The organism is Myxococcus virescens, assembly GCF_900101905.1.
GTDB lineage: Bacteria > Myxococcota > Myxococcia > Myxococcales > Myxococcaceae > Myxococcus > Myxococcus virescens.
Genome location: NZ_FNAJ01000001.1, coordinates 420,812 through 443,904, shown reverse-complemented (window position 1 = coordinate 443,904; position 23,093 = coordinate 420,812). Strand labels below are relative to the sequence as shown.

Below are 23,093 nucleotides of genomic sequence, written 5' to 3'. Positions count from 1 at the left end.
CTAGACTGTCCACCACCCGTGGCCCAACGCCGCCCCAACTTCAACAAGACGCTCCGCTCTCTCATCCGGGACATCGCGGCGAAGATGCCGGAGTTCGGGCATGTGAAGGCCGGCCGCATCCTCGTGGTGGCCGGTGAGGCTCGCCGCGCCTCCCGGGGCACCGTGAAGCCCCTGTGCTTCCGGGGTGGGAAGAGCACGGACCGCACCGGACGCCGCAAGCCCATCATCCGCATCCGGGGCAAGCGGATGCTGTACTGCGTCACCCTTCGGCCGCTCTTCTTCCGGGGGTCCACCGCGCAGGCCCGCGTGGAGACGGTGATTCACGAGCTCTTCCACCTGTCGCGCCGCTTCGATGGGACGCTGCACTCCGGCCGGCGCCATGCCGTGCTGGGGCGCAACTTCTCTCGCAAGCTCAAGCCGCTGGTGCGTCGCTACCTCAAGCTGTGCCCCCCGGAGCTGCTGGCCGCCATGGCCCACTCCGGCGAGGTGCGCATCCTCCAGTGGCTGGAACGGCCCGGTCCCGCCTACCACCCCGGCAGCCATCGCCGGGTGCGGAAGGTCTACACCGAGGAACAGCTCTACTCCGGTGTCGCTCGCATGGTGACGCCCAAGGTGCGTCTGGCTCGCGACACCTCCGCGCGCTCCAAGGTTCACTGAGCGGCGCGCTCCCGCACACCCTGATTCGCACTGGGGCGGTTTTTTTGCCAGTCGCTTGACTTTGATAATCAGTATCAATATCGTCGCCGCCGTTTCGAGCCAGGAGCGGTGATGCGCGACGGTTGCCACGGTGAAGGCGGGGTGGAGGAGCTGCGTTGCATGTGCGGCAGCCTGCTGGCGCGGTTGGTGCCGGAGGGCGTGGAGCTCAAGTGCCGCCGCTGCCACCGGACGCAGGTGGTGCCCCTGGAGCGAACGCCGCCGGGAGGCGGTGGTGGTGCGCAGGTGAGCGGCGCCGTCCGCTGACGTGTGAGTCGGTCCCGGGCCGCGCAGGCCCGGTGCAGTGAGGTCTTTTCCTGAGGCCCGAGGCCATTGAGCCCAGCGCCCTACAGGGCCTTCCGCGAAAGGCCCCCGGCCTTGCGCCGGAGGACGCAGCATGGCGTGGCGTGGGTGTTTGCTCTTCGTGGCCTGTTCCATGCCGTGGACGGCGTGGGGCGGTGGCAGTGAAGCGCCTGCCACCGAGGTGGCTTCCAGTGAGGCTTCCACCGCGGAGGCTCCGCCCGATGCGCAGGTGGTCCAGGCCGAGGCGGGGCTGGAGCCCGCGTTAGACGCGGAGGCGCTGCCGGAAGCGCGCACGGTGGTGACGGCGTCGCGTTCGCCGGAGCGGCTCGAGGATTCGGCGGTGGCCACGGAGGTCATCACCCGCTCGGACATCCTGGCCAGCGGGGCGCGGGACGCGTCGGAGTTGCTCGCCGCGCACCCTGGGCTCCAGGTGGTCCAGACGTTCGCGGGCGCCACGGTGCAGCTGCAGGGCCTGTCGCCGGAGTACGTCCTGGTGCTGGTGGACGGTGAGCGCGTGGCCGGCCGGGTGGCCGGAAGCGTGGACCTGTCCCGCCTGTCCACCGAGGACATCGAACAGGTAGAAATCGTGAAGGGCCCCTCGTCGGTCCTCTACGGCAGCGACGCGGTGGCGGGCGTGGTGAACCTCATCACCCGTCGTGCCCGTCGTCCGCTGGGCGCCGAGCTGCGCGCCTCCTACGGCTCCATGCAGCGGCTGGAGCTGGACGCCACCGGCGAGGCGAAGGGCGAGAACTGGGGGCTGCGTCTGAGCGGCGGTCTGGCGCGGCGGGACGCGTACCTCCTGGACCCGACGAGCATCGGCACCACGGGCAGCAGCCTGGATGGAATCGACGCGTCCGCGGGCGGTGACTTGCGCATCAGTGAGGGCACGGCGCTGCAGGCCAACGCCACCTATGCACGCCGGGTGCAGCGCGGCGTGGACGTGGGCGTGACGGGCGCCATCTTCGACCGCGCCAGCCGGGATGACTCGCTCTCCGTGCGCCTGTCTCCCCGGTGGACGCTGTCCAACAGCGCCTCGCTGCGCGTGGATGGCGCCTATGCGTGGTTCAACCGGCGCTACCTGAGGGACCAGCGCCGCTCCAACGCGTTGGACACCATCGAGGACACGCGCGAGCAGCAGGGCCGGCTGGGCGCGCAGCTGGACGCGAAGCTGGGGGACGCCCACGCCTTCGTGGCGGGCGCGGAGCTGCTCGGCGAATGGTTGCAGGCGGACCGGCTGGGCGAAGACGGCACCGGCCAGCGCGCCCGCGCGTCCATCTACGTGCAGGACAACTGGACCCTGGTGCCAAGCTTGAAGCTGACGCTGGTGCCGGGCGCGCGCGTGGACACGGACACGCAGTTCGGCACGGCGGTGACGCCTCGGCTGGCGGCGCGCATGGACCCGACATCCTGGCTCACGCTGCGCGGCAGCTACGGCTGGGCGTTCCGGGCGCCGGGCTTCCAGGAGATGCTGCTCGACTTCGAGAACCCCAGCGTGGGCTACCGGGTGCACGGCAATCCGGACCTGCGTCCGGAGCGCTCGCGCAGCTTCAACCTGTCGGTGGAGGTGAAGCCCGCGGAGTCCTCGCTCCTGTGGGTGAGCGCCTTCCAGCACCGCCTTCAGGACATGATTGGCGTCTCCACGGAGATGGTCGGTCCGCAGCAGCTCTTCACCTACGTGAACATCGCGCGTGCGCGCGTGCGCGGAGGCGAGCTGGGTGTGCGTCAGCAGCTCCCTGGTCGCATCTCCGCGGAGCTGGGCTACACGCTCACCGACGGCCGTTCGGAGGAGACGGGGCTGGCGCTGGAAGGGCAGGCGCGCCATCGCCTCACCGCGCAGGCCACCTGGCGTCACCGGACGTCGGGCCTGGAGGCCTGGGTGCGCGGCGCGCTCGTGGGGCCGCGTCCCTTCTATCCGGACACGGACGGTGACGGCGTCGCCAACCCGTACGACGCCAAGCGCTACGTCACCGTGGATGCCCGGCTGGGCTGGCGCATGCGCGAGGAACTCCAGTTCTTCGTGCTGGGCACCAACCTCGCGAACGCGGGCAACCCCACCGACCTCCCCATTCCCCCTCGCGCCATCCAGGCCGGCATCTCCGCCCGGCTCTGACGCTCCCTTCCACCTCTCACTCAAGGAGTCCCGATGTCCCGCTTCTCTCCCCGTTCCTCCTTCCTGGGCCGCGCCAGCGCCGCCTTGCTGCTGGCCGGTTCCCTGTCCGCGTGCGGCGATGACCTCGAGCTGCCACCAGAGAACCCGCCGACGGATGGCTCCCACGTGAATCACGTGGCCAACGATGACGGCTCGTACACCACCACCGTGAACGCGACGAGCAGCGCGGACTGGATTGGCCTGGACCTGGACAAGGGCGCGCAGGTGAGCGCCTCCGAGGACACTGTCTGGGACCTGGCCTTCAACCGCTTCAACGTCCGCACCCGGGGCGGCGTGAGTGGTACCGGCAACGTGGCGGTGGCGGTGCTCCTCGAGACGGACTTCGCGGCGGTGACGCGGGCGCCGGCGGACGGCTACGTCGCGGATTCCGAGGACGGCCCGGACCGGGGCGAGGACCCGGACAGCGCCTTCCAGCAGGGCGACGGGTGGTACGCCTATGACATGACGACGCACGCCCTCACGGCGCGTCGCAATGTGTACGTCGTCCGCTCCGACGCTGGTGACTACTTCAAGGTCGCCATGCAGTCCTATTACGACGATGCCGGTACGCCGGGGATGTTGTCGCTCCGCTGGGCGAAGGTGCCTGGCCCCGCCTCCAGCGGCAGCGCCGTGACGCAGCCGTCCTCGTACTGAGCTCCCTTCCACTTCCAGGTGTCCAACATGAATCAGACCGCGAACTCTGATGTCGTTTCCGAATCCACCCGTCTGCGCCAGCGCTGGCAGACCCTCCGCGAGGAGCAGCCTCGCACCCGTATTCGTGACGCCGCCGAGCAGTTGGGTGTGAGTGAAGCGCAGTTGCTCGCCACGGGACTTGGGGAGAGCGTCGTCCGGCTGGACCTTCGACTGGATGCGCTCCTTCCCCGTTTCGAGTCGCTGGGGCGGGTGATGTCGCTCACGCGCAACGCGCATGCCGTGCATGAGAAGCGTGGCACCTGGCGCAACATCGAGCTGCACGGCAAGCAGGGGCTGGTGCTGGACGAGGAGATCGACCTGCGCCTGTTCTTCACGCGCTGGAGCTTCGGCTTCGCCATCCGTGAGCCGCACGGCGATGGCATCCGCCGCAGCCTCCAATTCTTCGACGCGTCGGGGACGGCCGTCCACAAGCTCTACGTAGAGGAGGCAGGGCGCGAGGAGACGTTCGACACCCTGGTGAAGGAGTTCACCCACGCGGACCAGTCGCCGGTGCTCAGCATCGTCCCGGCCACGCCCGCGGCGGCGCCCAAGCCCGACAGTGAGATTGACGCGGAGGGGCTGCGCTCCGGCTGGCGCGCGCTCCAGGACACGCATGAGTTCTTCATGCTGCTCAACCGCTTCAGCGTGGCGCGCACCCAGGCGCTCCGCCTGGCCGAGCCGGAGCTGACCACCTCGGTGGCAGCGTCCTCGCTGACGTGGGTGCTGGAGAAGGCGGCCGCGACGGAGCTGCCCATCATGATTTTCGTGGGCAACCCGGGCTGCATCCAGATTCACACCGGCCCGGTGAAGAACGTGAAGCCGATGGGCCCGTGGATGAACGTGTTGGACGCGGGCTTCAACCTCCACGTCCGCGCGGACCACGTCCACTCGGCGTGGGTCGTGCGCAAGCCCACGCGGGACGGCGTCGTCACGTCCGTGGAGCTGTTCAACGAGGCGGGGGAGAACATCGCGCTCATCTTCGGCAAGCGGAAGCCGGGGCAGCCCGAGTCGCCTGAGTGGCGCGCGCTGGCGGAGGAACTGGCCCAGGCGCTGCCCGCGAGCGAGGTGTCGCGATGAGCCGCGCGTCCGGGCTGTCGTGGGTCTTCATGGCGGTGGCCTCGCTCGCGCACGCGGCGGTGCCTGCGCCCGCGAAGCCTCAGGCGGCGGCCGCGGCCAAGGCCCCGGTCAACGCGGCGAAGCTGGTCACCGTCGGCCCCGCCATCACCGAAACCGTCTTCGCGCTGGGCGCGGGCGGGCAGGTGGTGGGCGTGGATGACACCAGCCTGGCGTTGGAGGTCGCCCGGAAGTCGCCGAAGGTGGGCTACCAGCGGGCGCTGTCATCGGAGGCCATCGTCGCGCTGGGGACGTCGCAGTTGCTGGCGTCCGAGGAGGCGGGCCCTCCGGGCGTGCTCGAGCAGCTCAAGACGGTGGGCGTGGACGTGGTGGTGCTGCCGAACAAGCACACCGTCGAAGCCACGCGCGAGCGCATCCGGACGCTCGCGCAGCGCCTGGGCAAGGCCGAGCAGGGTGAGGCCCTGGTCAAGCAGCTGGACGCGGACCTGCGCAAGGCGCGGGAGCGCACGGCGGCGCGCAAGGACGCGAAGCCGCCGCGGGTCCTCGCGCTGTACGCGCGCGGGGCCAACGTCCTCATGGTGGCGGGCGCAGGGACAGCGGCGGGCGAGCTCGTCACGCTGTCGGGCGGCGTGAATGCCATCGCCGGCTATTCGGGCCACAAGCCGCTGACGGCGGAGGCGGTGGTCGAAGCGGCGCCGGACTTCATCCTCATGCCAGCCAGCTCCCTGGAGCCGGTGGGCGGTGAGGAGGGCCTGTCGCGCACGCCTGGCCTGTCACAGGTGCGTGGTTGGCGCCTCATCACCGTGGATGACGTCCACTTCATGGGGCTGGGGCCTCACCTGGGCAAGGCCGTGAGCCGCTTGCAGGATGGGTACATGTCCCCGGCTCGGGGCCGCAAATGAGTGCGTCGGAGATTGCGCCCGTCTCCGCCACCTACCGCACCCAGGAGCCCAGTCAGCCAGCAGCCCCGCGTCCGTGGCTGCTGCTGACGGCGCTGCTGCTGGGCGTGGTGCTCCTGTCGCTCGCCGTGGGCGCGGTGCCGGTGCCTCTGCTGGCACTGGCGGGCAGTCTGCTGGAACAGGTGGGCCTGGACATCGGCCACAAGCTGGAGTCCGTGCAGCAGGCGGTGCTGCTGTCCATCCGCCTGCCGCGCGTGACGCTCGGCATCATGGTGGGCGCGGTGCTGGCCACCTGTGGTGCCGCGCTGCAGGCGTTGTTCCGCAACCCGCTGGTGGAGCCCGGCCTGCTGGGCACCTCCAGCGGCGCGGCGCTGGGGGCGGTGGCAGCCATCGTCATGGACGTGGCCCTCAGCGCCCACCTGGGCTCGTTGCGGATGCTCGCGGTGCCGGGCGCGGCCTTCCTGGGCGCGCTGGGCGCCACGCTGCTGGCGCATCGGCTGGGGGGAGGCGGCGGACGCACGGAGACGGCGCGCATCCTCCTGGCGGGCGTGGCTGTCAGCGCGGGGGCGGGCGCGGGCATCGGCCTGCTCACGCAGATGGCCACCGACGCGCAGCTCCGCTCCATCACCTTCTGGACCTGGGGCAGCCTGGGCGGTGCGTCCTGGGACGTGGTGGGGGCCGCCACGCCGCCGCTGCTCATCGCCCTGGGCCTGCTGCTGCGTGAGGCGCGCACCCTCAACCTCCTGCTGCTGGGGGAGCGTGAGGCGTGGCACCTGGGCGTGGATGTCGAGCGCCTCAAGCGTCGGCTCATCCTCGCCGCGGCCTTGGGTGTGGGGGCCGCGGTGTCCGTCACCGGCGTCATCGCCTTCGTCGGCTTGCTGGTGCCCGCGCTGCTGCGGTTGGCGCTGGGACCGGACCACCGGCGGTTGCTCAGTGCATCCGCCTTGCTGGGGGCCTCGCTGCTGGTGGGCGCGGACCTGCTGGCTCGCACGGCGGCCATTCCCGCCGAGCTGCCCGTGGGCGCGCTCACGTCCGTGCTGGGCGTTCCCGTCTTCATCGGGCTGCTGTCGCGCAAGGGGGCCGCATGAGCCTGGAGGTTCGTGGCATCGAGGTGTGGCGTGGCCGTGGGCGGACGCTGGGGCCCATGGACTTGACGCTGCAGCCCGGCGAGGTGCTGGCCGTGGTGGGGCCGAACGGCGCGGGCAAGTCCACGCTGCTGTCCGCCATGTCGGGCGAGCTGCGGTGCTCGACGGGCGAGGTGCTCCTGGACGGCACTCCCTTGCTGCATTGGAAGCCGCGGGAGCGCGCCATGCGGCTGGGCGTGCTCCCCCAGGAGTCGTCGCTGGGCTTCGGCTTCACGGCGCTGGAGGTGGCGCTGCTGGGACGGAGTCCCCATGCGAGCCGCGCTGAGGGCAGCGCGGACCTGGCGGCGGCGGTGGCGGCGCTCGATGCCACCGACACGCGGCACCTGGCTTCACGTTCGTACCTCACGCTGTCGGGGGGCGAGCGGCAGCGTGTGCAGCTATCGCGGGTGCTGGCTCAGCTCTCCGAACCGTTGGCCTCCGGACACCGTTACCTGCTGCTGGACGAGCCGACGGCGAGTCTGGATCTGGCCCACCAGCACCTCGTGCTGGAGGCGGCGGCGCGCTTCGCCCAGGCGGGTGGCGCGGTGCTGGCGGTGCTGCATGACCTCAATCTGGCCGCGAGATACGCGCACCGGATGGCCGTGCTCGCCGAGGGCCGGCTGGTTGAGCTGGGCGCACCGGCGCAGGTGCTTTCCCAGGAGCTGGTGGCCCGTGTCTTCGGACTGCGCGTGCAGGTCGTCGAATGGCCGGGCTCGCCCGGTCCCCTGGTCATCCCGGAGGGCCGCGCGCCGCTGACTCGCTGAGCACGGACGGAGCCGTACCCGCTGGATTCAGCTCCCCGCGGGAAAGGCCCTGGGCGCCCGGTGCCCCTCCACACCGCGCGTGATGGCCCAGGGCCTTTCCCGTGGGGGGGCGTCGTTTCCCCTCGCTGGCGGCGGACGGGCAGGGAAGCCGTGGCCTGCCCGGTGCCCCCATGCCGCACATTGGGCGTGCTGTCGTGCCTCGTCACCTCGTCCTGGTTCGGCGGGCACCGAGGTGCCACGCATTGCGTCTCGAAGCGCCGGCAAAAGTCCCGACATTTCCGAACAGCGAGCTCGTGACTGGCCTCCAAGGGGGCGCTGCGCCCGCGCGGCGATTGGAGTAGTCACGGGCGTGGGTCGTCGTCGAGGAGCCGCATTGGAGACTGCTGCGCTGGTGCTGGTGTTGTCGTCCGCGTTCCTGCACGCGGCTTGGAACGCGCTGCTCAAGCGTCATCCCAATCCGGAAGTGGGCGTGGTGAGCGTCATGTCCGTGGTCATCCTGGCCAGTGGCATCTGGGCGCTGGGGATGCGTGGCCCCGCGTTCTCCAGCACGGAGGGGCTCGTCTGGGCGCTGTGGGCGGGCGTGTGTGAGAGCGTTTACCTCGCGGGGCTCGCGCGGTCGCTGCGTCAGGCGCCACTCGGGCTCGCGTACACGGTGTCGCGTGGCGGCGCGATGCTGCTCGTCTGGCCCGTGTCCGTGCTGTGGCTGGGGGAGGCGGTGTCCCCATGGACGGTGTCAGGCGTGGCGCTGATCTGCGTTGGGCTGGCGGTGATGAACCTGTCCCATTCCGCGGGGGCCATGGGGACGGGCGTGGCGTGGGCGGCCCTGTCGGCGGTGGGAATCGCGGGCTACCACTTGAGCTACAAGATGGCGCTGGGGACGGGCGCGCAGCCGCCTGCGTTGTTCGCCACCGGCCTGCTCGTCGCGCTGCCCGTGCTCATCCTGGAGCGGGGCCGCCAGCAGGGGTGGGCTGCCTTCCGCCGGGAGGCTTTGCTCGCACCGGGCCTCGTCCTGACGGCGGGGCTCATCTCCGCGCTGTCGTTCGGCCTGTTGTTGACGGCGCTGGCGGGGGGCGGGGCCGGCGCGGTGCTGACGCTTCGAAACACCTCCATCGCCTTCGCGCTGGTGCTCGCGGCGCTTCAGGGTGAGCGCCTGGGCCGACGGCAACTGTCGGGCGCCGCGCTCGTCGCCGTGGGCGCGGTGTTGCTGGGCGTGCCGGAATAGGCGGGCGTAGGACTGCCCGGACGCGATGCCCATGCGCTCATCTGTCCACGCTGCCGTGGGCTCGCGCGCGGTCCGTTCATTTCGCGCGCAGGCCCTGCAGTGAGACGTCTCGCGAGAGGCCTACGGCGTGGGAGTGCACACCCTCCGCCTATCTCGCCGCATGCATTGCGGCGAGACGTTCCGCGAGTGGCCTACGGCTTGGGCGCGGACGCCGTCAGCCGCTTCAGCGCGTCTCTCGCATCCGGGTGGTCCGGCTGCAACTGCACGGCCATCTTGTAGGCGTCCTTTGCCTCGTCGATGCGCTTCGTCGCTTCCAGCAGCTGCCCGAGTGCGTTGTGCGGCTCAGCGAAGTTCGGGTCCGCCTGCACGGCGTTGCGGAAGGACTTCTCCGCGCCCTTCGTGTTGCCCTGCTGGTACAGCGTGTGGCCCATGTACAGCAGGCTCAGCGAGTGGCGCGGGTCCACCGACAGCACGGACGTCAGCACCTTCCTCGCCTTCGCGCCGTCGCCGCCACGCAGGTAGATGAAGCCCAGCTCCGCGCGAGCCTCCAACTGCGCCGGATCCTTCGCCACCACCGCCTCGAGCTCCGACACGGCCAGTTCCGGCCGCCCACGCCGCGAGTGGACGATGCCCAGCCGCGCCAGCGCCGCGGTGTCGGCCTCTTCCCCGTCCTTGGGCTTGAGCAGCCCCTCCGCCGCCACATAGTCGCCCATGGCCAGCAGCAGGTCCGCGAGCGCCAGCTTCGCGGCGCGATTGGTGGGGTCCTCGTCCAGGAGGGCCCTGTAGAGCGGCTGTGCTTTCGCGCCCACCCGCTTCTGCGCGTACACATCCGCGAGCGCCAGCCGGTTCTCCGGCGTGGGGGCGAGCTTCACGCCCTCTTCGTACTCGGCGATGGCGCCATCCAAGTCACCCTTGGCGCGCAGGGCCTCGCCATAGGCGGCGCGGGCGCTCGCGTCCTTCGGGAATGCGCCCACGGCCGTCTTCAGGGTGGCCACCGCTTCGTCCGCCTTGCCCAGGCTGAGCCACGCGCGTGCAAGGCCCTGGTACGCCTCCGTCGTCTTCTTCCCGTCCTCGGCGCTCTTCTCGATGGCCGTCTTGAAGGCCTCCACGGCTTGCTTCTTCTTGCCCTGCGTCAGGTACAGGTGGCCCAGCTGCGTGTACGGCCCGCTGGATCGCTGCGGCTCCAGCACCACGGCCTTTTCGAAGGCCTTGGTGGCCCGGGCGAAGTCACCGAGCTGGTAGTACGCCAACCCCAGGTTGAAGTGCGCCTCGGCGAACTTCGGGTCCGCGGCGATGGCCTTGAGGAAGGCGTCGGTGGCCTTGCGCGGGTCGCCCTTCTCGTTGAACGCCACGCCCATGTTGTTGTGCGCGCTGGCGTGCTTGGGGGCGGCGGCGAGCGTGCGCTGGTACTCGGCGATGGCGCCGTCCAGGTCGTTCTCCCGCATGAGGAGCACGCCGAGGTTGTAGTGCGCCTCGGTGTCACCCAGCTTCTGCCGGGTGGCCTCGCGCAGCGTTTCCTTGGCCTCGCCGTTGAGGCCCTTCTCCGCCAGGGCCTTGCCCAGATTCACGCGGGCCACGTTGAGCTTCGCGTCCAGCTTCAGCGCCTCACGGTAGGCCTCGATGGCGTCGTCCGTGCGGCTGGCGCGCTGCAGGGCCTCGCCCAGGTTGAAGCGCAGCTCCGCGTCCTGGGGGGCCAGCTCCACCGCCACCGCGTACTGGCTGATGGCCACGTCGCGCTCGTCCAGCACGCGCGCCAGCAGGCCGCGCTCGGCCCGGAGCGTGGACTCCTCGGGGAAGGCGGCGATGGCCGTGTCCAGCACCGTGCGCGCCTGCTCCGGCTCACCGGACAGCCGCAGCGCGCGGGCCAGGGCCAGCTTCGGTGGAATGAGGTCCGGCTCCTGGGCCACCAGCTTCTTCAGGGGCGCCACGGCCTTCTTCGGCGTGTTGAGCGCGAGGAAGGCGGTGCCCAGGCGGTACAGGGCATCCGCGTCGTCGGGGGACTCGGCCAACCGCGCGCTCTCCACGGCGGCGGTGCGCTCGAGCGTGGCCGAGTCGGGCTCGGCGGCCTGCGCGGTGAGGAGCTGGAGCACCAGGAAGCTGGCAGTCTTCATTATAGGTTCTCCACGTAGGGACTCGCGCGCGCGTCGAAGGTCTTCTTCGCGAGCGCCGCCTTCTTCGCCTCCCACGCCTCCCGCGCCGTCTTCTCTTCCTTCTCGTCTCCAGCGAGCTCGGCGCGTTCCTCCTTCACCTCCGCCTTGCACTCGGAGACCTGCTCCTCGAAGTCCTTCGGGTCCAGCCGCTCGCTGCCCTCGACCTTCGCCTTCCGGGCGGCCTGCAGCCGGGCCAGCTCGAACTCGGCGAAGGCGCAGCGCAGCGCCAGCCGCTCCACGTCCCGCAGGCCCACGCTGAGCCGCTGCCGGGCGCGCAGGTACTCGACGCGGGCCTCGGCCTCGGCGATGGCCAGCTTCGCCACCTCGCGAGACACCTCGTCCGACGCGCGGTCCACTTCATCCTCCGCGGCTTCCTGGCGGGAGCGGGCGCGGCGGATGTTGTCGCGGGCGCGGCCAATCTCGTTGTCGGCCTCGTCCACCCTGTCGATGGCGAGCGCGAGGTTGTTCTCCGCCTCCAGCAGCTCGATGCGCGCCTCGTACGGGAGCTTCTTCTCCATCGAGTCGGGCACGCGCAGGTTGTAGCTGGCGCCGCACGCGGAGAGCAGGGGGAGGGTGAGCAGGGCAAAGCGCTTCATGGGACCGTCGCCTCGAAGCTTCCGAAGATGGTGCGCCCGGAATAGGTGTGGGTGCCGTTGACGAACGTGACGTGGAACTCGCCGGAGATGCGCTGGCCCTGCTGACTGGGGAGGGCCTTCACCTTCAGCCCACCCACCCGCAGCTCCGGGAAGGTCCGCGCCGGCTCATCCAGCACGTTGCGGCCAATGGCGCCGCGCTGGGCGCCGTTGGCCAGGACTTCCGCCAGGTTGACGTCCAGCGAGCCGGTGTAGCCCTCCGGGAGCATGTCCTGCACCCGGGCGCTGACCTTCAGCACCGTGTTGGTGCCCGTGCCCTGCTGGGTGACGAAGCTCACCGCCAGCTCACCTTCAGCCAGCTGCGCCTCCGCGCGGTCGTAGCGCAGGTCGAGCAGCGACGTCACGCTGCCCTCCAGCCGCCCACCCTCGTCGCCACAAGCGCAGAGGAGGGCGGTGAGCAGGGCGCCGAGCCACGATGCACGCGAGGGCCTCACTTGCATGCCTTCCACCCGCCATCCACGTCGTTGCCGCCCAGCGAGGCCACGTCCTTGAGCAAGGCCAGCTCGCGGCGGGCGCCGTCGACGTCACCGAAGCGGCAGCGCAGCGCGGCCAGGTTGAGGCGCGCCTTGCCGAAGGTGGGGTCGGAGTCCATGGCGCGGCCATAGGCCTCGCGCGCGCCCATGGCGTCACCCATGTGGAGCAGCGCCAGACCCAGCGCGGAGTGCGCCGAGGCCCGCGTGTCCTGCAGCTCCGTGACGCGGCCCAGCGTGAGCTGCGCCATGCCGTACTGGCGCGCGTCCAGGTAGGCCAGACCCAGTGCCTCCAGCGCCTCCGCGTTGAGCGTGCGCTCGGCCTTCTTGCGCAGCTCCTCCAGCGACGCCGGCTGCGTGGGCGTGCCCGGCTGCGGCACCGGCAGCGCCGCCGTCTCCGTGCGAGCGCGGCAGCCCACCACCGCGGCGCTGAAGACCTCCAGGGATTCGGCGCGGGACAGGCAGGCCTTGAACGCTTCGTCGGAGCGCGCCTTCAGCGGCGTCACCTGTTCCTTCACCGCGGCCCGGAACTGCTGCGCCTCCGCGGCGGAGAGGCCCGCGGGAACGGCCGTGCCCTCCACCACGTCCGCGATGTGGCCGTATGCGAGCGCCAGCTTCCACAGCGAGGCCACCGCCCACTCGGCGTAGCCCAGCGACGCGGCCTGCGTGTAGATGCCCTCCATGCTCTGGAGCGCGGCGACCTTCTCCTCCACCTGGTCCGCCGGCAAGTCCTTGTAGCCGCGGTAGAGGATTTCGCCCAGGTACCACAGGCCCTTCGCCGCCTCCTCGGTGCCGCCGTTGGGGCCCTGCACCGCGGTGGTGAGGGTGGCGATGAGCGCGTCGGCGGGCGCGGTGGGCGCCGTCGTGGCCTGCACCTCGGCCAGCACCGCCGCCGCGGCGGCGCTGTGGCGGTCCAGCTTCAGCGCGGCCTCGGCCGCCGTCTTCGCGCGGGCGTAGTCCTTCTGCTTCAGCCGGGTCTCCGCCAGCATCACCAGGATGTCCGCCTTGCGCGCGCCAGCGATGTCGGCGGCGGCCTCCAGGTCACGCGCCGCCTCCTTGTGCTCGCCCAGCGCCATGCGCAGCCGCGCGCCGGCCAGCCAGCCGTCCACGGCGGCGAAGTCGCCACCCAGCTTCTGGCCCACCTGTTCGAACCAGCCCGCCGCCTCGCCGAACGCCGCGGCCTCCGCCGCGTGCCGGCCCAGCGTCAGCAGCACGTCCGACAGGTACTGGCTCTTCGGGTAGTCCTGCACCAGCTTCGTGCCCAGCTCGCGCTGGGCCTGCATGTCACGCTTCTCGCGCGCCGCGGTGAACGCGCCGTAGAGGGCCTTCTCGCCGATGTCGGAGTTCTTGTTCTCGTCGGCGACCTTCACCAGGCCCTGGATGACGTCGCCCGTCTCCTGGGCGCTCTGCAGGGCCAGCTCGTCCAGCGCCTCGGCGCGGCTCTGCGTGAGAATCTTCTGCACGTCCGCGCGGAAGCTGGCCGGCAGCGGCGCGCCCAGCAGCTTCTTGCCCGTCTCATCCAGGCCCTTGAAGTCGTTGAGCTGCCGGAGGCTGTCCAGCGCCAGGTTGCCCGCGATGGGGGCTTCCTTGTGCTGCGGGTGGCTCAGCGCGAAGGCGGTGAACAGCTCCGCGGCCTTCGGGTACTCGCCGTCCTCGTAGTAGGCGCGGGCGATGTTGAACTTCACCACCAGGGCATTCTCACTGCGGGGGTAGCGCGACACGAAGTCGGCGCCCAGCAGCTTCATGGCCTGGCGCGCGTCCGCCACCTCGAAGGCGTTGCGCGTCTGCGCCTCCTCCGGCTTGAGCGTGGAGAAGTGCGCCAGCAGCGCGGCGTTGAGCGCCTCCTCCTCACCCTTCGCGTCCTTGGCCTTCGCCTGGTAGCGGGCCAGCTCCTCGAACTGGCGCGCGGCCTCGGGGTACGCGTTGGCGGAGAACAGCGCGTCCGCGCGGTTCTTCATCATCGTGCGCACGTGCTGCTCGGGCCGGAAGAGGCCCAGGTACGCCTGATAGGCCTCCGCCGCGCTCACGTAGAGCGCCTTGTCGTTCTTCTTCTGCGCCTCCACGTGGAGCAGGGTGGAGAGGTCGCGCGCCATCTCCTCCAGCTCCACCAGGTGCTTCTTGCGCTCGGCCTCCGCCAGCTCGGGGTCCGTCTTGCTCTGCACCGCGGCGCGCACGAGGATTCGCAGGTCCTCGGGGTCCGGCAGCACCTTGCCCTTGGAGGCCTTGATGGCGTCGTAGAGCTTCTGGCCGCGCTCCAGGTCCAGCTCCGGGTCGTGCTGAATCTCCATCAGCTTGCGCAGCGCGGGGATGGCCCACTCGTACTGCTGCTTGATGAAGTAGCGGTTGCCCAGCTTGTCCAGCGCGAGCGCGTACGTGGCGCGGCTGTCGCTGAGCTTCTCGAAGTAGTTGAGCGCGCCCTTGGGGGGCTTGGCCTCGGTGTAGCTGTACACGAGGTCCAGCAGGGCCTCGCGCTTGACGTTGAGCGCCTTCTTCACGTCCACGCCGGGCAGCGGCGCGCTGGCGGCCGCGGCCTCGAAGAAGGTGACGGCCTCCGCGTGCTTGGCCTGATTCACGCGAATCCAGCCCATCTTGTAGCGGGCCAGGTCGTGCACGGGCGAAGGCGGGGCCTCCAGGATGGCCTGGTAGTGCTTCTCCGCCTCGCCCAGGTCGGCCTTGTCGAAGAAGTGGTCGCCCAGAATCTGCTCCGCCTCCAGGCGCAGCGGGCTGCCAGGGAACTTGCGCGTCAGGTCGCCGAGCGTCTTGAGCATCTCGTCGAACTGGCCCAGTTCGCGCTGCTCGTGCGCCAGGTAGAACGTCACCTGGTCGCCGTCCTTGAAGTCCGGATACTCGCGCAGCAGCCGGTAGTACATCTGCACGGCCTTCTGCTTCAGCAGCCGCGTCTCAGGGGACACGATGGCGCCGCTGGCCCCCTCCGGCCGCGACTCGGCCTGGAGGTAGTACACGTAGCGGCTCTTCTCCACGTAGAGCTCGGCCAGCCGGAACTGGAGGTCCGGCAGGTAGGGCGCGTTGCGGCTCTTGGAGATGAGGCGCTCCGTCTCGCCGATGGCGCGGTCCACCTTGAAGATGTCGCGCTTGAGCTTGGCGATGAGCTCGTCGCGCTCCTTGGCCTTGGAGACAATCGGGTTGATGCCCGGGCCGGGACGTCCAGCGCCACCCGGGGCGGCCGCGAGCATCGCGGCGGCAATCAGGCCCGTCAGGTGGCCGGTCATGGCGTCTCCTCGATGCAGCGGCTGTCGATGCGGACCCGGTAGGAGCGCAGCTCGTCGTTCCAGTACTCGCCGTCGAAACGGTAGGCCGTTTGCGTGGGCGACAGAATCTGCTCGTCCTCCGGCGCGACAATCCGCGCGCCCTTCTTCACGCGCTCGTACAGCTTCAGGCCCACTTCGTACTCCATCAGGCGCACCTGCTCGGCGGCGCGCAGCAGCGTGTCCGCTTCCTGGCGGACGGCCTCGGCCAGCCGCGCGTCATGGACGCGGACCGCCTCGGCGCGGGACAAGTCATAGAGCTTCGTCAGGTGCGAGAAGAGCCGGTCGCCGAAGCTGCCGGCGTAGCGGCCCAGCCGCTCGCCCTCCAGCTCCAACGTCTCCAGGAAGCGCGCGGCGCGCTGGGTGCTTCCACGGGCGTTGGCGGCGCGGCGCAGGCGCACGTCCTGGGTGAGGTCCTCGCGGTTGCGCACCGCCTCCAGCGAGTCCGCGAAGCGCCGCGTCAGCTCCTTGGCGGCGCGCTTGGCCGGCAGGTAGTGGCACAAGTCGCGGTAGATGAGCGCGCGCAGCAGGTACTTGTCCGGCAGGAACTCGTCGCGGAAGGACGGCGCGTCCAGCGTGGTGAGGATGCCCAGCGACGCGCGCAGCTCGCCCAGCTTGTAGCGGGTCCACGCTTCCTCCAGGTAGAGGCTGGCGCGGCCCGGGTCCAGCTCGGGCAGCTTCACGCGGTCATACGCCTCCAGCGCGCCCTGGAAGTCCTTGCGCTCGTAGCGCAGGCGCGCCACCGCCAGCGCCGCCTCGTTGCGGGCCTCGCGGGTGAGCTTCTCGTCCTCGGACAGCGCCAGGAAGTCGGAGATGATTTCGTCCGACGGCTCCTTCACCTGCTTCAGGCGGGTGACGAGCAGCGCGAACTTCGCGCGGCTGGCCTCGGGGCTCGTCTCCGACAGCTTGGCGAAGTGGGTGTTGGCCCAGCGCTCGTTGCCCACGCGCAGGTCCACCAGACCCTGCTGATAGTGCGCATACGCGCCCGTGTCTTCCGGGAGGAAGCCCAGGTCCAGCGCGCCGAACACCTGCTCGTCAATCATCACCTCGTCGTGCGGCCGGTCCGTCAGCGCCTTGAGCGTGTCCAGGGCGCGAGGCAGCACGTTGGGGTTGGAGCGCTCGCGGGCGATGCGGGCCAGGTACGAGGCGCCCGCGTGCGTCAGCCCCAGGTCGATGAGGCTGCGCGCGAGGAAGTACTGGCCCCAGGCGTAGTTCTCGTCCGTCTTGGGCGCGGCCTGCAGCCAGGCGTGGAGCGGACCGGCGGCGTCACGCGGCTTGCCGTCGAAGTAGTCCTTGAGCGCCTTGTCGAAGACGCCCGGGTCCACCTTCTGCGGCGCGGGCGGCGGGGCTTCCGCGGCCGCCGTGGGGGCGTTCGCGGCGGGCTTGCCGGCGTCGGGCGCGTCGGCCTTGGCGTCGGCGGGGGCCTTGGCTCCCGCCGGAGGCGTGCCCTGGGTGGGCGCGGCCGCGGGGGCGGTGGGCGTGGGCTGCGCTGCGGCCGGAGACTGCGCGTCGACGGGCGCTGGAGACACGAGGAGCGCGGCGCTGGTGAGCGCGGCGATGAGCGAGCGGGAGGTCATTCCGTGGCGCCGAAGTTGAACGCGGTTCCGAGCTGGATGAGGGGCACCTGGATGACGCGCGTGGCGCCCGTGAAGACGGTGTTGTTCGTCACGTCCAGGCGCAGCGACAGCGTCTTGCCGGTGAAGAGGCGCAGGCCGAGCCCCACGTTGACGGCGGGCCGGAAGCCGCCGTCGCGGTCGAGCTTCACCACCGTGCCGCCGCCCAGCAGGAAGGCCTCGATGTGCAGCACCGACTGATTGAGGAAGGCCATCTTCCCGTAGAGCGGGCTCCAGATGAGGTCCGAGCCCACCATCCACTGCACCTGGTCCTGGAAGGCCGCGGCGTTGGGGGACGTGTTGAAGTCGCGCTCGAGCTGGCGGCGCAGGCTCGTCTGGAGGTTGTAGCTGTACGTGCCGCGCCCGACCTGCCACGCGAAGGTGTCAGTGAAGTGGTACGTGTATCCGACGGTGCCCACCAGGCCCTTGTAATAGGCGTTGGCCGGCAGCACGCCGACGCCGAGCAGCAGCTCGTGGTGCATCCGGAATCGCCGCTCCTGGATGGCGGACACTGCGCCGGGATTCTCCAGCGCCTCGGCCTGCGCGCGGACGAGTCCGGGCGTCAGCAGCAAGAGGATGAGCAGGGCGTATCGCACGGTGGGGGCTTCCTGGGGGAGGACGGGAACGGACGCGCGGGCTGAGGCCACGTCAGTAGCCGACCGAGTTGAAGAGGAACGGATAGGTGATGATGACGACGCCACCCTTGGGGGAAGGGAACGTCCACGACTTCAGCTTGGAGAGGATGCAGGACTCGACGGAGGCATTGCGCAGCGTGGAGGACTTCGTCTTGGCGGCCACCACGCGGCCGTTCGCGCCGATGGTCCACTCCAGCACCACCTTGCCCGCAAGACCCGGGTCCTTGAGCAGCGCGCGCTCGTAGCAGCCGTGCACCTCGTGCAGGTTGCTGTTGATGACGCGCGCCACCGCCTCACGGTCCACCGTGCCCTGCGTGGAGGCGATGCTGCGGGCCGTGGCGCGGGTGACGGTGCCGCCCACCTTGCCCTTGCCCACGCCGCCCGCGCCCAGCGCGCCGATGCCGCCGCCGCCCTTGCCGCGCAGCAGCTCCGCGCCCAGCGTGGCGCCGCCGCCCTTGCCGCCGCCTCCGAGCCCGAAGGTGCCCAGGCCCGCGTTGGCGATGGGGGCCTTCCCGATGAGGCCGGACAGCTTGTAGTTGGAGTTCTTCGCGTTCTTGCTGCCGGGGCCACTGCCGAGCTTGTCCACGGCGGCGAGCAAATCGTTGGTGGCGGGGCCCGCGGCGGACAGCTTGGCCAGCGCCTTGAGCGCCTTGTTCTGCGGCGGCGTGGCGGCGGCCACCGCTTTCTCGGGCTGCTTCGGCGGCGGTGGCGTCTTCTCCGCCGGCTTGGGCGGGGCCTTCTCCGCCACCTTCTCCTTGGTGGGCTTCTTCACCTTCTCCTGGAGGGCCTCCAGCTTCTTCTTCACTTCTTCCTTCTTCTTCGGCTCGGGCGCGATGAGGCGCAGCGCCACGGGCGGCAGGCTCTTGTGCTGGAAGTCCGCCACCTCCGGCTGGTCCGGCTTCATGACCAGGAACGCGGCCATGGCGGAGGCGAAGAGGCCCAGGCACGTCAGCGTCAGCCAGGGCAGGCCCTTGAGCGGGTTGACGAAGACGCGCGCGGGCTTGGGCGCTGCGTAGGCCACCAGGGACATCTGTCCCTGCGTCAGGCGCGCGGCGGTGCCCTCGCGCAGCGTGAGGAAGCGGCGGCTGCCGTCGGACTCCAGGGCCGCGCCGGTGACGGGGGTGAAGCGGCCGTCACCGCCGCTCTTCTCCACGTCGGTGCCCGGCGGCACGAAGAGGCGGAAGGCGTTGTTGAGCGGCTCGGCCAGCGTGAAGGGCGCGCCCTCCGGCAGCGTGAAGCCCCACAGGGGCATGGCCCCCTCGAGGTCCAGCGAGGCCTGCACCGGCTTCTTCTTGTCCGGCGCGAAGCGGCGCGCGTCGCGGCGGATGGCGCCCCAGTACAGCTCCAGGTAGAGCTGTGCTGCGCCCTTGCCGGGCGCGATGCGCGGCGCATGCGTGGGTCGCGCCAGCGTGCGCTGCTCCTGCAACAGCGGCCCCGTGGGCTCCGGGAGCGGATCGAGGGCGAGGTCCGCCATCAGCTCGTCCGCGAACTGCAGGCCCGTGTTGGCCGCGGGGGCCGGCTCCGGCGCGGCCCGGCGGCGGGCCGAGGGGACGGTGCTCGCCGGGACGCCCGCGGGAGCCTGCTTCGCTCCAGGCACGGGGATGACGGCGGGCTGCGCCTGCGGGAGTCCATGCGCGTGGCCGCCAGCGGCGTGGACGGCGGCCTGCTGCGCCACGGGCGGAACCACGGCCACCGCGGGCACGGGCTGCGCGGGCGTGGGGTAGGCCAGCTGCGTCGCCACGTGGACGGGAGGAACCGCGGCCACCTGCTGTGGCACGCGCGCGGCGGGCATGGTGGCGGTGGACACGGGCGGGACCGCCGTGGCCGGACGGAGCTGCCGCGCGGGCGCGGCGGAGGGCGGCGGGGCCGCGGGCGCGGCGACCTGCGGTGGCGCCGCGAACGGCGTGGGCGCCTGGGCCGCGCCGAGCAGCGCGGCGACCTCGGGCGGCGGCTGCGGCTTGGCCTCCTGCGGCTTCTGAGACAGCACGCGCGTCTTCAGGATGAAGGGGCCACAGAGGACCTCATCCACCGGCCGGATTTCACAGGCGGAGACGCGGTGGCCGTTGACGAAGAGCCCCGTGCTGGAGCTCGCGTCCTGCACCGCCGCGCGGCCGTTCTGGAAGTAGAGCAGCGCGTGCCGCGGCTCCACGGACGGGTCATCCAGGCGCAGGTCGGAGGATGGATCCGAGCCGAGCGCATAGGTGCCCGGGACGAACACCTCGGTGCCCACGAGGAGACCGTCGCGGAGGATGACGACTTGCAAGACGCTGGGCTGGCCGCTCAACGGTGACGCTCCATTCAAGGGCTGGGGGGCGGTGCTGCCCTAGGGGTCGTACACCGTGGAGAGCGTTTCGGAGCGGAAGCTCTCGCGCTCGCGGATCATCGACCGCGTCTTCAGTTCCTTGCGGTCATAGAGGTACACGGCTCCGGACTTGTTCGTCTGTCCCTGGATGAGCCGGTCATCGAAGTCGATGCGCGCCGGGCCTCGCTGCGGCAGCGCGTTGGAGGAGGCCGTGGCCGCGTCGCCCGTCACGGGGTCCACTACGGACGAGCCCTTGGTCTCGATCTTCGGCGGCGTCTTGGAGGCCGCCTTCTTGGCGGCCTTGGACTTCGCCTGGCGCGAGGTACGGCCGCGGCTCTGGGCCCAGGCTTCGGCCGGAGCCACCAGCGTGCCGACGCCGAGAAGCTGGGCGACAGCCATGCAGAAGAGGAAGCGTCGCATCATCAACAGGTTAAGCGATGCGTGTACCGAGCTGTCAACGCACACTCCGGCGCGCGCATGTGACGCCGTGCGCACCCAGGTGTAGAGGGCACTCCACCCCATGTGGGGCGCGTCCACCACGGTGACCCGGAGATGTTGCCGGGACGCTGGAAAGATGGCGTGCGGTGCTGCGTTTCGAGTTCGCCTGGGGATGGGGGATGCTCTCGCGCGGATGCTACGGGCGCGGATGAGCAGGAATCGCAGGCGTGCGGTGCTGGCGGTGCTGAGCGTGTCGATGGTCGCCACGGGTGTGGTGGTGCATCGGTTCCGTGAAACAGCCGCACCCGCTCCGGTATCCGCCGCAGCGCGGCCTGTGTTGTCGTCCGTGGGGCCTCGGCTCACGAGCAATGAGACATCCCAGCCGCTCTCCATCCAGGGGGAACGGCTGGTGCCGGGGCTGTCGCTGTCGCTGGGCCCTCCGCTGTCGCTGCGCCTGCCGTTGACGGTGGTGGACGCCACGCACGCCTATGCACGGCTGCCCGCGGGGCTCCGGCTGCCAGAGGATGCGCCGCAAGCGGTGGTGGAGGCGCGGCTCGTCGGGGCGGACGGCGCCGAGGCGGAGGGCGCGGCGCGGCTCACGGTGGTGAACGACGCGGCCTTCACCGACCTGACGGCGATGGTGCCCGCGCCAGATGGGCGCACGCTCTTCATCACTTCGCCCCCCACCGACACGCTGTTCGCGCTGGAGGTCGACACCGGGCGCGTGTCGCGGCTGGCCACAGGAGACGGTCCCTCCGCGCTGGCGGCCTGGACGGATTCGGACGGCCGGCCCTGGCTGGGCGTGGCGCACCGGTATCAGCCGGAGCTGTGGCTGTATGCGCTGGACGCGCTGGACGCGCTGGACGCCGCGCCTCGGGTGCTGCCCGCGCCGCTGGGGGCGGAAGGGCTGACCGTGGATGGCCGAGCCGGCGTGGCCTTCGTGGCCGAGCGTGTGGGGGACCAGGTGCAGGCGCTGTCGCTGGCGGACGGGCGCGTACGCTGGTCGGCGCCGGTGGACCCCAACCCTCGGGCGCTGGCGCGGTGGAAGGACCTGCTGGCGGTGGGCAGTCTCCAGACAGGGCAGCTGGAATTGCTGCGGCAGGAGGACGGGGCGCTCGTCTCCACGGTGGCGCCGGGGCCGGGGGTGTCCATCGTCGGAGGCAATACCGAGCGCTTCCGCGAGCAGGTGATGGGCGGCAAGGCGCCGCGCTTCCTGGTGGCGAGCGAGCGGCTGGGGCACGTCTTCATGTCGAGCCTGGGGCCGAACGTGGGGCCCAATCCCCAGCGCATGGAGGTGAGCGCGAACAGCGGTGTGTCCGTGGTGGAGCCCTCGCGGGGCGGCTACGTGCGGCACCGGGGCTTCGGCGCGGGCGGCACGGAGGGGCTGGCGCTGGACGACGGCGCGGGACTCCTCTACGCGGCGGACGTGGGATTGGGGCTCGTGCGGGTGTTGGATGCGCGAGCGCTGGTGTCGGGGGACGCGCCCGCCCGGCGCGCGGTGCTCCAGGAGGTGGCGGTGGCGCCGCCCGACGGTACGCCGCGCATCCGGCCGCCAGAGGACTTCGAGGTCCGGGGCAGGGCGGGCGAGGAGCTCCATTCGGGCCCCAGCGCGCTGGCGCTGTCACCCGACGCGCGCACGCTGTACGTGCTCAACCGGTTCACCCGGACGGTGGCGGTGGTGGACGTGCGCGAGGCTAAGGCGGGCAAGGCGCGGGTGGTGCGTCAGCTTCCGGTGGAGGCGTCTCGCGCGCAGGCCAAACGCCGGCTGGGGCAGGTCCTCTACTACGCGGACCTGGGACGCACGGGCATCACCTGTGACGGCTGCCACATCGAGGGCCACACGGGAGGCATCTTCTACGAGAAGACGCAGCCCAACCGCATCTACCGCTCCACGACGCTGCGAGGCAGCCGCGACACGCCGCCGTACTTCACGCCCGCCAGTCACGTCAGCCTCGTGGACACGGTGCGCTTCGTGGGCGCGCGCAACCGCTTCCGTAACCCGGACCTGTCGCCGTCGGAGGTGGAGGCGCTGGCCCTCTTCAACGCGCTCATCGTCACGCCGCCCAACCCCCATCGCGGCGAGGACGGCGCACCGTTGGAGACGGTGGCGTTGCCGGATGGGAGGGTGGGTCGCCCGGCGCGAGGGCGCGCGCTGTTCGAGGGCAAGGGCGCCTGTGCGACGTGTCACCCGGCGCCCCTCTATACGTTGGACCAGGACCTGGCCACGCGGGGCCGGTACCTCGAGGTGGGCACGCCGGTGGCGCTGCCGCTGAGACTGGAGCAACAGGACCTGGTGCCCGGCGCGGCGACGCCTTCCTTGGTGGGGGCGTGGGATGTGTGGCCCCTGCTGACGAGCGCCACCATGGGCTATGGGGTGAAGGACAACCGGCTCGTGGTGGAGACGCGCTTCGCGCTGCGCGCGCTGCTGGAGACGTCCGGGCCCCAGCACGGCCACGCCAGCGCGCTGACGCCCGAGGAGCGCGATGACCTGCTGGCGTTCCTGCTCACGCTGTAGGCCGTCACCTGGCTGTCCATCCCCGGAGGACACTGGGAGTCACGGCGCCTCCAGGTGTCTCCGCGCCCGTTCCACGGGGGGCCGAATTGTCGGTCCGTGCTGTGTCACTTGCGCGGTGCTGACAGGCTTC

At 71.0% G+C, this 23,093-nt stretch carries 18 protein-coding genes; 10 read left to right on the top strand and 8 right to left on the bottom strand.

Annotated features, from left to right (window positions below):
• The first annotated feature begins 18 nt into the window (after positions 1–18).
• From BLU09_RS01795 to BLU09_RS01755, 9 genes are all read left to right on the top strand, one after another.
• Positions 19–657: a hypothetical protein gene (locus BLU09_RS01795; protein ID WP_090484710.1), complete on the top strand. Its 639-nt coding sequence runs from the start codon at positions 19–21 to the stop codon at positions 655–657.
• Positions 658–768: 111 nt separating this feature from the next.
• Positions 769–960 carry a hypothetical protein gene (locus BLU09_RS01790; RefSeq protein ID WP_186817800.1) on the top strand — a complete coding sequence of 64 codons (192 nt, stop codon included), beginning with the start codon at positions 769–771 and terminating at the stop codon, positions 958–960.
• 130 nt (positions 961–1,090) lie between these two features.
• On the top strand, positions 1,091–3,106 hold the full coding sequence (locus tag BLU09_RS01785; RefSeq protein ID WP_090484706.1) for a TonB-dependent receptor plug domain-containing protein: 2,016 nt from the start codon (positions 1,091–1,093) through the stop codon (positions 3,104–3,106).
• A gap of 33 nt (positions 3,107–3,139) precedes the next feature.
• Positions 3,140–3,799, top strand: coding sequence for an HmuY family protein (locus BLU09_RS01780; RefSeq protein ID WP_090484704.1), 660 nt, complete (start codon positions 3,140–3,142; stop codon positions 3,797–3,799).
• A 27-nt stretch (positions 3,800–3,826) separates the two neighbouring features.
• Positions 3,827–4,915 (top strand): hemin-degrading factor, encoded by a 1,089-nt coding sequence (locus BLU09_RS01775; protein WP_090484701.1) that lies wholly within the window; start codon positions 3,827–3,829, stop codon positions 4,913–4,915.
• Entirely contained in the window at positions 4,912–5,814 is a 903-nt protein-coding gene (locus BLU09_RS01770) for a heme/hemin ABC transporter substrate-binding protein (RefSeq protein WP_090484698.1), read from the top strand. Before BLU09_RS01775 ends, BLU09_RS01770 begins: the two co-directional genes overlap by 4 nt.
• Positions 5,811–6,899, top strand: a complete 1,089-nt coding sequence (locus BLU09_RS01765) for a FecCD family ABC transporter permease (protein ID WP_090484696.1) — start codon at positions 5,811–5,813, stop codon at positions 6,897–6,899. The genes BLU09_RS01770 and BLU09_RS01765 overlap by 4 nt, the downstream gene beginning before the upstream one ends.
• A complete protein-coding gene (locus tag BLU09_RS01760) occupies positions 6,896–7,699 on the top strand; it encodes a heme ABC transporter ATP-binding protein (RefSeq protein ID WP_090484694.1) in 804 nt (267 codons plus the stop codon). The genes BLU09_RS01765 and BLU09_RS01760 overlap by 4 nt, the downstream gene beginning before the upstream one ends.
• A 349-nt stretch (positions 7,700–8,048) precedes the next feature.
• Positions 8,049–8,921, top strand: a complete 873-nt coding sequence (locus tag BLU09_RS01755) for an EamA family transporter (RefSeq protein WP_090484692.1) — start codon at positions 8,049–8,051, stop codon at positions 8,919–8,921.
• A gap of 191 nt (positions 8,922–9,112) precedes the next feature.
• On the opposite strand, the gene BLU09_RS01750 is transcribed toward BLU09_RS01755, so the two are convergent.
• From BLU09_RS01750 to BLU09_RS01715, 8 genes are read right to left on the bottom strand one after another with little or no spacing between them, the layout of a single operon-like run.
• Entirely contained in the window at positions 9,113–11,032 is a 1,920-nt protein-coding gene (locus BLU09_RS01750) for a tetratricopeptide repeat protein (RefSeq protein ID WP_090484690.1), read from the bottom strand.
• Positions 11,032–11,667 (bottom strand): hypothetical protein, encoded by a 636-nt coding sequence (locus tag BLU09_RS01745; protein WP_090484688.1) that lies wholly within the window; start codon positions 11,665–11,667, stop codon positions 11,032–11,034. The genes BLU09_RS01750 and BLU09_RS01745 overlap by 1 nt, the downstream gene beginning before the upstream one ends.
• Complete coding sequence (locus BLU09_RS01740; protein WP_090484686.1) at positions 11,664–12,173, bottom strand: hypothetical protein; 510 nt, start codon at positions 12,171–12,173, stop codon at positions 11,664–11,666. The genes BLU09_RS01745 and BLU09_RS01740 overlap by 4 nt, the downstream gene beginning before the upstream one ends.
• Positions 12,155–15,424: a tetratricopeptide repeat protein gene (locus BLU09_RS01735; protein ID WP_090484684.1), complete on the bottom strand. Its 3,270-nt coding sequence runs from the start codon at positions 15,422–15,424 to the stop codon at positions 12,155–12,157. Before BLU09_RS01735 ends, BLU09_RS01740 begins: the two co-directional genes overlap by 19 nt.
• Positions 15,421–17,037: a hypothetical protein gene (locus tag BLU09_RS01730; RefSeq protein WP_090484682.1), complete on the bottom strand. Its 1,617-nt coding sequence runs from the start codon at positions 17,035–17,037 to the stop codon at positions 15,421–15,423. Before BLU09_RS01730 ends, BLU09_RS01735 begins: the two co-directional genes overlap by 4 nt.
• Positions 17,034–17,669 (bottom strand): outer membrane beta-barrel domain-containing protein, encoded by a 636-nt coding sequence (locus BLU09_RS01725; protein WP_090484680.1) that lies wholly within the window; start codon positions 17,667–17,669, stop codon positions 17,034–17,036. The genes BLU09_RS01730 and BLU09_RS01725 overlap by 4 nt, the downstream gene beginning before the upstream one ends.
• Positions 17,670–17,721: 52 nt before the next feature.
• Positions 17,722–19,992 carry an AgmX/PglI C-terminal domain-containing protein gene (locus BLU09_RS01720; protein WP_090484679.1) on the bottom strand — a complete coding sequence of 757 codons (2,271 nt, stop codon included), beginning with the start codon at positions 19,990–19,992 and terminating at the stop codon, positions 17,722–17,724.
• Positions 19,993–20,031: 39 nt separating this feature from the next.
• Positions 20,032–20,433, bottom strand: a complete 402-nt coding sequence (locus tag BLU09_RS01715) for a hypothetical protein (RefSeq protein WP_244171349.1) — start codon at positions 20,431–20,433, stop codon at positions 20,032–20,034.
• 223 nt (positions 20,434–20,656) lie between these two features.
• On the opposite strand from BLU09_RS01715, the gene BLU09_RS01710 reads away from it, so the two are divergent.
• On the top strand, positions 20,657–22,963 hold the full coding sequence (locus BLU09_RS01710) for an MtsA protein (RefSeq protein ID WP_244171348.1): 2,307 nt from the start codon (positions 20,657–20,659) through the stop codon (positions 22,961–22,963).
• Positions 22,964–23,093 lie beyond the last annotated feature (130 nt).